We start from the raw sequence: 13,217 nt of genomic DNA, 5'->3' as shown, positions 1-13,217 counted from the left end.
TGATCAGTCCTGGGCGAGTGGCTGGCTGAGCTCAGCCGCAAGGTCGCGTGAGCTGCAGATTTGCTGCGCGGTCTAGCGTTCGGGCCTCCGCAAGTCGCTGCTGTGATGCAGCATGAACGCGAGGCTCTGCCTCCGTGGCCATCGGTATCGCCGAAGGCATCCTCGTCGAGCCCTTTCAGATGCCGCTCGAACATGCGCGAGCGCTCCCCCGATCCCGGGCCACCGAGCCAGGGCTGCCGCTGGTCGAAGCCGCGATCTGGCTGGTCACCACCGACGCTCTGCCCTGTGCCGACCTCCGGACGGTACAACCCCGTCATCTGGGGTACAGAGCGGCCTCACCTGACCGTCAGAAGGAGCAGAAGATGCCCGAGCAACCCGGAAACCAGACGCCCAACACCCCCGAGGTGAGCGAGACCGAGCTGCAGGAGTTGAAGGTCGACGAACTCCGGCAGGAAGCCAAGGACGCCGGTGTCGCGAAGACCTCGACCATGCGCAAGGACGAACTCGTCCGCGAGGTGGCCAAGATCCGCGGCGACGCCGGCGACAGCGCCGACGGTGCCGAGACCGAAGACGCAGGCCCGGACGGCGGACGGCTCAGGACCGGTGACCACACGTCACGATCACTGAAGTACTCCCAAGAGGTCACCTCCCCCGATGACGAGCCCGAGCGACCCGGCCGGAGCCTCGCCACCACCCACCACGAGGTCATCAAGCAGTGGGCCGAGCAACGCGGTGGCACCCCCGCCACGGTGGAGGGGACCGAGCACGGCGACTACCTCGGCGTACTGCGCTTCGACTTCGGCTCGGGCGGAGACAACCTGCGGCAGGTGTCCTGGGACGAGTGGTTCGCCACGTTCGACGAGCGGCGGCTGAACTTCATCTACCAGGAGGAGACCAGCGACGGGAACCAGAGCAACTTCTTCCGGCTGGAGAGCCCCGACCGCGAAGACGGGTGAGCGAGGCATCGTGGAAGAGGCGCAGAAGCTGATGGCCGATGTCGTCGGCGCGATGGCCGATGCCGTCGGCACGAGGCTTTCCTCTCCCTCCGCGGCGGCTCGCTGCGGTGCCACTCCTCTGCCATCTGACCACTCCGGAGTACCAGCGGTTGCTCACCCCGGCAGCCGAGAGGCCGCGCTGGTGGAACCGCCGGCTCGCCTCCCACGCCCGCGGGCAAGGCGTACCTGGTTGAACCGGCCGCGCTCCAAGAGGACAGCGTGCCGAGCGACAGGGTGGTCTGCAGTTCGCCGGCTGGTGATGTGGAGCTTCAGGTTCGGGATCCAGTGATCAGCTGTCGGCGTCGACCGGTCCACCGAGCAACTTCTCGTACCACTCCACCGCTGCCGCCAGCTCCCGCACCGGCAGCCCCGCAAACAACTCGAGGGCCGCTTGTTCAGCGTGGCCGATTGGAGCGGCGGACCTGCGCCGACCGGTCGGATGCTGCCTGCGGCGCTGAGCAGCGGCCACATCGGTCAGGGCAGGCGACGGTCGATCCGGCGCAACAGTCGCCCTACGACCGGCAGCTCGTGCCAGCCGCGAGCGATCACCCACTGACGTACGCTCCGCACCACGGCGCGCACATGCGCAGCGCGGGACGGCCGCAGTTCGTCCTCGCGGTCGGCCGCGCGGCGCTGCAGATATCTGGCGCATCCCCCGCAGACTCCTACCTCCGGGTGAGCCCCCAGCCGCACCAGGTCACGATCCTCGAACTCGCCACCGCAGCACCAACACACTGGCGCCGACGGCTGAAACGTCTCCTCAGCAACGGTCATACCGCCATCATCAACCCACCCACCGCTGCGTGCACTCGGTCAGGCGCATGCCTCTTCACCCTCACCCGATGTACTGCGGCCGCCACTGACCGGAGCGCGTTCAGCCCGGGGGAAACGACCGGACCGGACCCGGCACCGTGACCTGGACATTGTCGCCCGGCCGCGGTGTCCGGTGGCTCGACACCCGTGCCGCCAGGCCGCTGGGATGACCCGGGACAGCGAGCTGAACCATCGCGTGCGGACCGTGGTACGTGACGGAGACAACTCGAGCGGTCAACCCGGCCTCGTCGCCCAGGACGAGTTGCTCCGGCCGGACCATGACCTGGACGTCACCGGTCACAGGCTCGGCCAGAGTGAGTCGGCCCAGCGCGCAGTCGACGACTGCGCCGGTGGCAGAGCCCGTCAGCAGAACCGCGTCACCGAGGAAACGGCCGATCTCCGGGGTGGCGGGCTCGCCGTACAGGGTGGCTGGACTGTCGACCTGCGCGAATCGGCCGTCGAACATGACGGCCACCTGATCGGCGAACGACAGCGCTTCGGCTTGGTCGTGAGTCACCAGAACCGTCGTGGCGCCGCGTTCGGCGAGCGCGGCCAAGGTTGCCTCGCGAGTGGCGGCTCGCAGGGCGGTGTCCAGCGAGGAGAAGGGTTCATCCAGCAGTACGACGTCGGGTTCCCGGGCCAGCGCTCGCGCCAGCGCGACGCGTTGTTGCTGCCCGCCGGACAGCTCGTCCGGCCGGCGCCGTGCCAGGTCCGGCGACAGGCCGACGAGTTCCAGCAGTGCGCCTACCTGCGTGGCCCGGCGCCGCTCGGCTCGCGGCAGCCCGAACATGATGTTGCCCTTGACATCCAAGTGGGGAAAGAGCGCGCCGTCCTGCCGGACGTAGCCGACGCCGCGGCGCTCGGGAGCGACCAGGACCGATCCGTCGGTGAGCACCTCGCCGCCGACTTCGATTCTCCCGTGGGTGGGCTGGACGAAACCGGCAATCGCTCGCAGGAGCGTGGTCTTGCCACTGCCGGAGGGTCCCAGTACGGCGGTGGTGCCGCCGGCGCGAACCTTCAGGTCGACCTGGTCGAGGACCGGCGGTCCGCCGTACCCGACGGTCAATCCTGTGACGGTGATCCCGGCGCCGGTCATCGCTGCTCCAGGATCTGCCGTCGCAGCAGGATGGTCAGAGGTGCGGACAGAGCGATCATCGCCGCGGCGTACGGCGCACTGGCGACATAGTCCAACTGATCGCTGGCAGACCAGAACGCGGTCGCGAGCGTCTCGGTGCCGGTGGGTGCAAGCAGGAGGGTCGCGGTGAGTTCGGTGACCGTTGCCAGGAAGACGAGAACGAACCCGGTCAGCGCGGACGGCAGGACGAGGGGAAGGACCACGCGAACGAAGGTACCGAGCCCGGACACTCCGAGCGAACGCGAAGCCTCGATCAACTCGGTCGGTGCCGCAGCAAGACCAGAACGCCAAGCGACCGTCGCGCGCGGCAGGAACAGCACTGTGTAAGCCAGTACCGCGAGTCCGGCGGTCTGGTAGATCGGACGGGCCCATTGAACGGCCAGGGTCACCAGCGCCAGCCCGACCACGACCCCGGGCAAGGCGCTGGCCACGTAGGTCACTCTCTCCAGGACAGTCGCGAGCCGAGACGGGTACCGATGCAGCAGCCAAGCCGCCGGCAGGGCTGCGAGGGTCGCCAGCAGGCCGGCCAGCAGTGCCAGGCCGACGGTTGAACCAGTCGCCGCGACGAGAGGTGCGACCGTCACCATCCCGGAGTTGATCGCCCGAACGAGCCAGCGCAGAACCAGGGCGACCGGCACGACCACGGACAGGCCCACGAGAACGGTCAGCGCACCGATCGCCGCGGGAGTCCAACCGCCGAGGCGGTGTACGACGGGCTGCTGACGAGCCCCAGAACCCATTCGGGCGATCCGCGCCCTGCCGCGCAGCGGCACCTCGGCCGCCAACAGCCCCAGACACAACAGCATCAGGACCGCGGCCAGCAGGCTCCCGGCGGCGTTGCTGAATCCGACCGCGAACTGCTGGAGGATCGCTGTGGTGAAGGTCGGGTACCGCATCATCTCGAGTACGCCGAACTCGGCGAGCAGGTGAAGCCCCACCAGCAGCGCACCGCCGGCGATGGCCGGCCGCAGTTGCGGCACCACGACCCGAAATACCGCTGCGAGCCCCGAGACGCCGAGCGATCTGGCGGCGTCCAGATGGCCCTGGTCGAGCGCTCGCAGGAGAGCCGCGGCGGGCAGGAAGACGAACGGGTAGTAAGCCAGGGCGGTGATGAAGACAGCGCCGCCGAGCCCCTGCACCGACGGCAGCACCGAGGTCCACGCGTAACTGCTGACGAACGCCGGAATCGCCAGTGGCGCGAGCAGGAAGGTCCGCCAGACGCCCCGACCGGGGAGCGAGGTCCGCTCCACCAGCCACGCTGCGCCGCATCCCACGCAGACGGTGATCGGGACCGTGAGCGCCACCAGGAGCAGCGTGTTGGCGAGCAGTTCGGCAGTTCGTGGCCGCAGCAGCAGCCGCGAGGCCTCGCCGCTGGCTGCCCATGACTGACCGATCACGACCACTACCGGGGCGACCATCACCGCGGCAACCACGACGGTCACGGCAACGACGAGCCATGGCCTTCGCGGCGAGCTGCTGTCGCGCGCTGACGACCACCGAGTCACCGCGAGACCGGACGCGAGCTCGACCGGCTCGCGCAGATCAGAGGATGCCGGCATCGGTCATCAGCGTGGCAACCTTGTCGGAGTTCAAGGTGAAGGGGTCGACGGGCGGAGCCTGCAGGCTGTTCAACGGCGGCAGCGCCGGTGCGGACGCGACGCCGGTGCCGACGGCGTACTCCATCGAGTTCGAGTCGACCAGGACCTGCTGTCCCTTCCTGCTGGTGATGAAGGCGAGGAACTTCTGCGCCTCCGCGGGCTTCTTCGCACCGGCGAGCACCGCACCACCGGACAGCGACACGAACGCGCCGGGATCGCGGTTGCGGAAGTAGTGCAGGGCCGTGTTGCCGCTGCCTTCCTTGGTCCCGGCCTGGTCGCGGTACCAGTAGTAGTGGTAGATCACGCCGCATTCGATCTCCCCGGCGTTGACCGACTTCATCGTGGCGATGTTGTTCTGCAGCGGCCTGGCGTTGTCCTTCAGCCCTTGGAGCCAGGCGGTTGTCTTCTGCTCGCCCTGCCCCGCGAGCATGCCCGCCACGATGGCCTGGAAGTCCGCACCGCCGGGTGCGCAACCCCACCGGTCCTTCCACTGCGAACCGGCCAGGTCCATCAGTGACTTGGGCAGATCGGCCTTGGTAAGCTTGGCGGTGTTGTAGACCAGCACCGTCGAGCGGGCGGCGATGGAGGTCCACGCCTTCGAGGAAGGCGTCAGGGTCGCGGGCACCTGCCGCCGCGTCGCTTCGTCCAGCGGGGCAAGCAACTTGCTCCGCTCGACCAGGGTCATCGCCGGGCTGTTCTCGGTGAGGAACACGTCTGCGGGCGAGGCGGAACCCTCCGCCACGATCTGGTGTCCCATCGACGAGTCGGAACCCTTGCGGACCTGCACCTTGATACCGGTCGCCGCGGTGAACGCCTCGGCCCACGCCTTGGTCAGGTTCTCGTGCTGCGAGGAGTACACCTGCAGGGCGCCGGGGTCGGCGACGTACGCGGCCTCCTCCCCGTCGGAACCGCAGCCGACGAGTCCCGCGGCACCCAGCGCCCCCAGGCCGGTCAGGAACGTGCGTCGACGCATGATGTGATGTCCTCTCTGACGAGTTGTCCGGTCGCCATCCGGCGACGGAGCGCTGCGACCGTGAGTGGCAGCGACCGCCACTGGCGCAGGACGAAATTGCTGAGCGCACAGAACGCCAGACCGGCCGCGACCGCGGCGGCGAACTTGACGCTCGGTGGGCCGAAGAACGCGAACACCTGGAACTGCACCAGGTAGATGTGCAACGAAGCGGCGGCCAGGAGGGCGAGCGGCCGCACGAGCACCGCCGGCACCGGCAACGCCGGGACGAGGGCCAACAAGGTAAGTCCGGCCATGACCGCGAGGTTGCGGTCGCCGTCCGGGAAGAAGCCGATGGCAGCCGCGACCGGTACGGCGGCGGCGATCACGCGCCGGGTGCGAGTGTCCGCCACAGCCATCGCGATTCCGGCCACGAACAACCAGGCCACCGTGCCCGGCAAGCCACGCAGCGGTCCGCCGAGCAGCGCTAGTACCAGGTAGCGAGGCACCAGCAGTACGACCAAGCCGATCATCGCGAATCGCCACGGGTCGGCTGCGTAAGCTGCCCGCAATCGCGGCATGGCGAGGATCGCGACAGTGGCCCACATGACCACCAGCAGGGCTTCCACGAACCAGAAGATGTTGATGTCCTGCGGCCGAGCGAGCCAATGCACCAGGGCGACGTTCGACCAGTGCGCAGTGCGGAAGCCGAACAGCATCACGGCGGCGACTGCCACCGCCGGAATCGCGACGGCAGCCGCCACGCGAGCAGTACGCCGTACTCGATCGACAGTGTCCGGAGCGGCGAGTACGTACCTGGCGAACAGGAACCCGGCCACTGCGAGCAGGATGTGCGCTCCCCCGGCGAGCCGGAACAGTCCGACGTGGCTGCCGCAGATCGTCACCACGGCCACGCCCCGGAGCAGCACGGTGGTTTCGACCTGCTGAAACAGCGGACGGCGGCGGCGACCTCGATCCGCCAGCGCGACCAGGTCGCGGACCGGCCGGTGATGCCAGTCGGGCGGCAGATCACCGAGCAGGCGGGTGAGGCCGACAGAGGCTCTGACGTGACTGAACGAGTCTCCGCCGAGTTCGGCGAACGACCGGTCCAGCTCGACGATGCGGCGGCCGACCAGTGGCGACAGTACGTCGACCACCGCGTCGAGCACAGCCCCGTCCTTTCTGGCGTGACCGGGCGACGACGTGGTGTGCAGTTCGGCGCAGCGTCGGCGGTCCGGCTTGCCGTTGGGCAGCACGGGAAGATCGTCGACACCACGGACCGAGACCGCAGCCCGGCCCAGACCGGAGGCCGCCGCGGCGCGGTCGCGGACCTCGTCGGGCGCCTGCGCACCTGTCCGGTAGGTCACCTGCAGCGAGTCGTCCGTGCCGGTCACACAGCACGGCACCCCTTGGTTTCGAAGGGTCCGTTCGACCTGCCCGAGATCGATCCGGATTCCCATCACCTTCAGGAAATCGGAACGTCGCCCGACGATGCGGACCAGCCCGTCGGCGTCGATCCGGGCCAGGTCGCCGGTGCGGAGTTCCGAGTGCATCCTGCCCAGCGCGAGGTCGTCAGGGTGCTCCGCATAGCCGAGCATCACTCCCGGCCCGGCGAACACCAGCTCCCCCACTTGGCCACGGCGCGCGTCGTCACCGGTTTCGACGTCGGTCGGCTCGAGCCGGAACGTCGATCCGGCGATCGGCCAGCCGACGGCGTCGGGATGACGCTCGGCCAGCTCGGGAGGTAGTACCGCCATCCGGGCAGTGGCCTCGGTCTGGCCGTACATGACCGCCAGCCCCCAGCCCGCGGCTCGGCCGCGTGCGGCGAGGTCACTGACTCGCGCCGGCGGCAACGCGCCACCCGCCTGCGCCAGCAAGCGCAACGAGGGCAGGTCGTTCAGCACACCCTGGACGTCGAGCAGGTCGACCAGGTGCGGCGTCGCAGCTAGCAACGTCACCCGATGCCGACGTACGTCCGTGGTGAAGTCGGAGTCGGTGACCGATCCGGGGCGCAGTACCGTCGCTGCGCCGGCCCGCAGCTGGGCATGCAACACCGACAGGCCGAAGCAGTAGTGCAGCGGCAGCGAAGTGACCGCTCGATCGGCCGCTGTCAGCGACAGCGCGGCTGCTATCGCGTCGGCGTTGCTGACGAGGTTGGCGTGACTCAGCCGGACGAGCTTGGGGGATCCGGTGCTGCCGGAAGTGCTGAGCAGCAAGGCCAGATCGGGATGCAGCACGTGGCGCGGTTCACTGTCGGCGCGGCGTGATGCCGGGGTGAAACTTCCGTCCGGGCGCAGCCACAGGTCCGGCGGGTAGACCGCAGTGATCGGCTCGTGCTCGGGCGGGGTGACCAACGCCACGTGACCGGCGGACAGCACGGCAAGGTAGGCGAGCACCAGGTCGCGTCGAGGCGCCAACGGCACATGGACCAGCCGTCGTCCCGTGTGGACGGCAGGTAGCTCGGCGGCGAGAGCCGCCACTCGATCAGCCAGCTCCCCGTAAGTCAGGTCGCCGTCCGAGTCGATCAGGGCAGGGTGAAGCGGGTCGGCCGTGTCAGACACCGGGACGGCGGCGCGCACCCGCCGGGAATCCAGCAGAGACACGTTGGTGAGGCTAACCTAAGGAATTCGGCGCGTCCAGACTGGACTCCCGCCCGGAATCACGGTGTTCACCGCTCAGTTGCCGGCAGTGGACATCGCGTGACGAGAGGTGCTCGACGTCGCCGTCAGAGGCTGCGGGCGACGATGTCGCCGTGCGAGGTGGTCGCCTGAATCGCCAGGTCGGCAGCGCCGTCGGCGTTCTTGAGCGAGTTGTCGATCCGCCCGAGGGTCGTCCCGGCGTCCAGGGAGGCGGAGACCCCGTGGGCGGCGTTGATCGACACGTCGCCGGACTGCGTGCGCAGTACGACGGCCCCGCGGTGGGACTCGGCGATCTGGATGTCGCCCTTGCTGGTGGTGATCTCCGCAGGGCCGTTGAGCCGGTTGACCGAGACGTCACCGGCGAGCGCGGTCAAGCGGACGCTCGCGGCCTCGTCGACCTCGATCGTGCCGTACGCACCGTCGAACGCGACCTCGCCGAAGCGCCCGACGGCCTGGAACTCGGCAGCGGCCGCCTTCGCCTCGATCGTCGAGTCGTTGGGCAGCTGGACGGTCACGTCGATGGCCCCCGAGCTGCGGAAGTACTGGTTCTTCGCCGAGGCCTCGATCCGCAGCACGCCGTCGGCGTACTCGACCGTGGTCTGCTCCGCGACCTTGACATCGCGGCTCTTCGAGGCGTTCGCGGGCCGGACGTCGACGGTGATGTCGGCCCGGTCGGTGGCGATGAACCGGACACGACCGGCGGGGATGTCCAGGACGGCGGAGATCGCGGCGGCGGTGGGGAAGGTCTGCATGGGGTTCTCCTGAAAGTCGTTCCGGGCGCCTCCGCTGGTGGCGGCGCGTCCGATGGATGAGCTGGTCACGAGAACCACAGTCGCCCGCCTCACTGACACCAGCCCGCCAGCCCGCTGACACTGCCCTGACACCGACAGCCCACTGACGACTACTTTTCGACCGCTCCGCACTCCCGGCTGATCGACTCCTGGTAAAGGTCGGCGTACGTGCGGGAGTCTTTGATCAGGTCGTCGCAGAAGGCAGCGACGTCGTTGCCGATCAGCTCGAGGACTCCCTTGCCGGAGGCAACGCCCTGCTCGAAGAAGTCGACGATCCCGGACAGCAGGTTGCCCTCGGTCAGCTCGACCGGGCCGACCTTGAAGAAGTACTTCTGCATTTCCTTGTAGACGATCTGATAGTCCGGCGGCAGCGCCTTGACCCGCGCGACGTGCGCCCGCCACTGCTTCTTGCCCTCGATGATGTCCCGAATTCCCATCTCAGCCTCCCAACCGGCCCAATGTGCGGGCGACGTTGCTGTTCAACTGCTCGCGCCACCGGTCGCGATACGTCCGGCTCCCCTCTCCACCAACCAGCGCCGCGCAGAAGCCCTGGATGTCGTCACCCAGCACCTCGTGGACGCTCTGCCCCTGGGCGGCCGTCTCTTCCAGCAGGCCCAGCGCTCCATCGAGAATCGGCAGCAGGTTCCGGCCCGTGAAATCCCCGTACGGCAACAGATGTCCCTTGATCTGTTCCCACGCCGCCCGGTAGTCGGCGGGCAACGCCTCGGCCCGGGTCTCGAACGCCTTCCACTCCCTGGTGAGATCGCTGCCGGTCATCGTTTCCCAGATCTTCATCTCCCGCCCTCCCTGAGCTTCTCGATCCGTGTGCTGACGTAGTCCCACTTCGCCCAGAACGTCGCGAGCTCCTTGCGGCCCGCGGCGTTCAGCGCGTAGAACTTGCGCGGCGGCCCCTGCCCGGACGGACGTTTCGTCACCCGGACGAGCCCGTTCCGCTCCAGCCGCAGCAGGATGGTGTAGACCGTGCCCTCGACGACATCGGCGAAGCCGAGCTCGTTCAGCCGGCGCGTGATCTCGTACCCGTAGGTCTCCTCACTGCCGATGATCTGCAGCACGCAGCCCTCGAGCGTGCCCTTCAGCAGCTCCGTCAGGTCGTCCATCGTGATCCTCTTCAAACGCGCCCGGTACCTAGTGCAAACGAGTACCAGTACAGAGTATCACTAGGTAGAGGAACCACAACGGGTGATGAGCATCGTGAAGCAGTACGCCGGTACGCCGTCGAGTCGCGGGGTCGGCAATCGACCCGACGTGACTAGCTCATTCCACGCCGGCGAGGAGAGTGTCGCGCTCTTCGGCCAGATCGGCGAGGCGGTCGAGAGCCTTGTCGTTGCCTTCGTCCGCCAGTACTCGCAGAGTCTCCCGATCGGCGTCCACGGGCGCAATGTACCCACTTCCGAGCCCGCGGTGCAGGGTTCTCACAGGTCTCTAACACCGATTACGGCTTGGCCTGAAAGCTCATGCATCCTGGCATCCGTGACCACTCAAGACGACTATGCCCTACCCGCCTCCCGGGGCAGCGCCGAAATAGACCCGCAGACGCCCGCGGCCGCTCCTGCTCATCGCGCTGGTCTCGATCCGGTCAGCTCTGCTCGGCCAGATCGCGGTTCAGCGTCACTACGTTCACCGCCGGCTCCCCCAGGAACCCGAGCGTGCGGCCCTTGGTGTTGTCCTTCACCAGCTGCTGAACCTTGGCGACATCGAGCCCACGCTCCCGCGCGAGTCGCTGCACCTGCAGAGCGGCGTACGCCGGGCTGATGCTCGGGTCCAGTCCGCTGCCGCTGGCCGTGACCGCGTCCGGCGGGACCTGCGACGGATCGACGCCCTCGAGCTTCGCGACCTCGGCGCGGCGCTGCTCGATCAGTTTCAGTAGGTCGGGGTTGTTCGGCCCGTACTGCGATGCTGCGCTCCCGATCGCGTCGTAGTCGACCGCGGACGGCCGGGTCTGGAACCATCTGGGATCGGGTGCCATCACCGCGTTGCCGTCGGCATCCTTCTGGCCGGTGTCGCGGGTGTAGGCCTGACCGATCAGGTCCGAGCCGACGTCCTTGCCGTCGACCTGGATGATCGAGCCGTTCGCGTTGCCGTGGAACAGCGCCTGGGCAGCGCCAGTCATGGCCAGGGGGTAGAGCACACCGAGCAGGACGGTCAGCGCGACCATTGCGCGGATCGCGACGCCGAACTGGCCGAAGCGAATTCTTCTGGTAACCATCTGAGTTGCCTTCTTCTAGCCGATGCCCGGGATGACCGAGACCAGCAGGTCGATGAGTTTGATGCCGATGAACGGGGTGACCAGGCCGCCGACGCCGTAGATCAGCAGGTTGCGGCGCAGCATCGCGGACGCCGACGACGGCTTGTAGCGAACTCCGCGCAGTGCCAAGGGCACGAGGACGACGATCACCAGGGCGTTGAAGATGACGGCAGACAGGATCGCGGACTCGGCCGAGTCGAGCCGCATGATGTTGAGCTTGTCCAAGCCCGGATAGGCACCGGCGAACAGGGCCGGCAGGATCGCGAAGTACTTGGCCACGTCGTTCGCGATCGAGAACGTGGTCAGCGAGCCGCGGGTGATCAGCAACTGCTTGCCGATCTCCACGATCTCGATCAGCTTGGTCGGGTTGGAGTCCAGGTCGACCATGTTGCCGGCCTCCTTGGCCGCCGACGTGCCCGAGTTCATCGCGACGCCGACGTCGGCCTGGGCCAGGGCCGGAGCGTCGTTGGTGCCGTCGCCGGTCATCGCGACCAGCCGGCCGCCCTCCTGCTCTTGCTTGATCAGCGCCATCTTGTCCTCGGGCGTCGCCTCGGCCAGGAAGTCGTCGACCCCGGCCTCCTCGGCAATCGCCTTCGCGGTGAGCGGGTTGTCACCGGTGATCATCACGGTCCGGATGCCCATCGCCCGCATCTGGTCGAACCGCTCCCGCATCCCGGGCTTCACCACGTCCTTCAGGTGGATCACACCCAACGCGCGTGCACCGTCGGGGCCGCTTTCGGCAACCACCAGCGGCGTACCACCGGAGGCCGAGATGCCGTCGACCAACTCACCGAGCGCACTGTCCGCCCGACCGCCTTGGGCCGTGATCCAGGCCGTCACCGCGCCCGCGGCGCCCTTGCGCACCTGCCGGCCGTCCACGTCGACGCCACTCATTCGCGTCTGTGCCGTGAACTCCACGAATGTTGCGTGCGGCAACTCACCGGTGTGCCGCTCGCGCAGCCCGTACCGGCTCTTCGCCAGTACGACGATCGATCGGCCCTCCGGAGTCTCGTCGGCCAGGCTCGACAGCTGGGCCGCATCCGCCAGTTCAGTCTCGGTCACGCCGCCTACCGGGATGAATTCCGCAGCCTGCCGGTTGCCCAGGGTGATCGTGCCGGTCTTGTCCAGCAGCAACGTGTTCACGTCGCCCGCGGCCTCGACCGCCCGGCCCGACATCGCCAGCACGTTGCGCTGCACGAGCCGGTCCATGCCCGCGATCCCGATCGCCGACAGCAGCGCGCCGATCGTGGTCGGGATCAGGCAGACCAGCAGCGCGACCAGCACGACCAGGCTGAGGTCCACCCCGGCGTACTGGGCGAAGGGCTGGAGCGTCACCGTTGCCATCAAGAACACGATGGTCAGACTGGCCAGCAGGATGTTCAGGGCGATCTCGTTCGGCGTCTTCTGCCGCGACGCGCCCTCGACCAGCGCGATCATCCGGTCGATGAAGCTCTCCCCGGGCTTGGTGGTGATCTTCACGACGATCCGGTCCGACAGCACCCGCGTCCCGCCGGTCACCGCACTCCGGTCACCGCCGGACTCCCGGATCACCGGCGCCGACTCCCCCGTGATCGCCGACTCGTCGACACTGGCGACACCTTCGACCACGTCACCGTCGCCAGGGATGATCTGGCCGGCCTCGACGACTACTCGGTCGCCCAGTTGAAGCGCGGTCGCCGGTACCTCCTCTTCGGTGCCTTCAGCGGTCAGCCTGCGAGCGGTGGTCTCGGTCTTGGCCCGGCGCAACGTCGCGGCTTGAGCCTTGCCCCGGCCTTCGGCGACGGCCTCGGCCAGATTGGCGAAGAGCACGGTCAGCCACAGCCAGACCACGATCCACCAGACGAACACGCTGGAGTCGGTGCAGGCGAGCACCGTGGATGCGATCGCGCCGACCTCGACGACGAACATCACCGGGTTCTTCACCATCAGCCGCGGGTCCAGCTTGCGCAGCGCGTCCGGCAAGGAGGTGAGCAGCATCTTCGGGTCGAACAGGCCCGACGGCGCCTTCTTCTGGACCGGCTGCTCCGATGG

11 protein-coding genes are annotated in these 13,217 nt (G+C 68.2%); 1 reads left to right on the top strand and 10 read right to left on the bottom strand.

What is annotated here, in order from left to right:
- Nucleotides 1-362: 362 nt before the first annotated feature.
- Nucleotides 363-956 carry a Rho termination factor N-terminal domain-containing protein gene (locus ACQPXM_RS06225; RefSeq protein ID WP_432945688.1) on the top strand — a complete coding sequence of 198 codons (594 nt, stop codon included), beginning with the start codon at nucleotides 363-365 and terminating at the stop codon, nucleotides 954-956.
- Nucleotides 957-1,869: 913 nt separating this feature from the next.
- Here the strand turns inward: ACQPXM_RS06225 and ACQPXM_RS06220 are convergent.
- The 10 genes from ACQPXM_RS06220 to kdpB form a co-directional block, all read right to left on the bottom strand.
- The gene (locus tag ACQPXM_RS06220; RefSeq protein WP_432945686.1) at nucleotides 1,870-2,904 is read right to left on the bottom strand and encodes an ABC transporter ATP-binding protein; all 1,035 of its coding nucleotides are present in this window, start codon (nucleotides 2,902-2,904) and stop codon (nucleotides 1,870-1,872) included.
- Nucleotides 2,901-4,502, bottom strand: coding sequence for an ABC transporter permease (locus tag ACQPXM_RS06215; RefSeq protein ID WP_432945684.1), 1,602 nt, complete (start codon nucleotides 4,500-4,502; stop codon nucleotides 2,901-2,903). The genes ACQPXM_RS06220 and ACQPXM_RS06215 overlap by 4 nt, the downstream gene beginning before the upstream one ends.
- Nucleotides 4,486-5,514, bottom strand: a complete 1,029-nt coding sequence (locus ACQPXM_RS06210; protein ID WP_432945682.1) for an iron ABC transporter substrate-binding protein — start codon at nucleotides 5,512-5,514, stop codon at nucleotides 4,486-4,488. The genes ACQPXM_RS06215 and ACQPXM_RS06210 overlap by 17 nt, the downstream gene beginning before the upstream one ends.
- Nucleotides 5,493-8,093 carry an AMP-binding protein gene (locus ACQPXM_RS06205; protein WP_432945680.1) on the bottom strand — a complete coding sequence of 867 codons (2,601 nt, stop codon included), beginning with the start codon at nucleotides 8,091-8,093 and terminating at the stop codon, nucleotides 5,493-5,495. Before ACQPXM_RS06205 ends, ACQPXM_RS06210 begins: the two co-directional genes overlap by 22 nt.
- 122 nt (nucleotides 8,094-8,215) lie before the next feature.
- Nucleotides 8,216-8,881, bottom strand: coding sequence for a DUF4097 family beta strand repeat-containing protein (locus ACQPXM_RS06200; RefSeq protein WP_432945678.1), 666 nt, complete (start codon nucleotides 8,879-8,881; stop codon nucleotides 8,216-8,218).
- 149 nt (nucleotides 8,882-9,030) lie between these two features.
- Nucleotides 9,031-9,357: a DUF1048 domain-containing protein gene (locus ACQPXM_RS06195; RefSeq protein WP_432945676.1), complete on the bottom strand. Its 327-nt coding sequence runs from the start codon at nucleotides 9,355-9,357 to the stop codon at nucleotides 9,031-9,033.
- Between the two features lies 1 nt (nucleotide 9,358).
- Nucleotides 9,359-9,715: a DUF1048 domain-containing protein gene (locus ACQPXM_RS06190; RefSeq protein WP_432945674.1), complete on the bottom strand. Its 357-nt coding sequence runs from the start codon at nucleotides 9,713-9,715 to the stop codon at nucleotides 9,359-9,361.
- Nucleotides 9,712-10,038 (bottom strand): PadR family transcriptional regulator, encoded by a 327-nt coding sequence (locus tag ACQPXM_RS06185; protein ID WP_432945672.1) that lies wholly within the window; start codon nucleotides 10,036-10,038, stop codon nucleotides 9,712-9,714. Before ACQPXM_RS06185 ends, ACQPXM_RS06190 begins: the two co-directional genes overlap by 4 nt.
- A 479-nt stretch (nucleotides 10,039-10,517) precedes the next feature.
- Complete coding sequence (kdpC, locus tag ACQPXM_RS06180; RefSeq protein ID WP_432945670.1) at nucleotides 10,518-11,147, bottom strand: K(+)-transporting ATPase subunit C; 630 nt, start codon at nucleotides 11,145-11,147, stop codon at nucleotides 10,518-10,520.
- A 15-nt stretch (nucleotides 11,148-11,162) separates the two neighbouring features.
- Nucleotides 11,163-13,163, bottom strand: a complete 2,001-nt coding sequence (gene kdpB, locus ACQPXM_RS06175; RefSeq protein WP_432950957.1) for a potassium-transporting ATPase subunit KdpB — start codon at nucleotides 13,161-13,163, stop codon at nucleotides 11,163-11,165.
- Nucleotides 13,164-13,217 lie beyond the last annotated feature (54 nt).

Source organism: Kribbella sp. CA-253562 (genome assembly GCF_050942265.1).
Classification (GTDB): Bacteria; Actinomycetota; Actinomycetes; order Propionibacteriales; family Kribbellaceae; genus Kribbella.
This window is presented reverse-complemented; position numbering and strand designations above follow the sequence as displayed.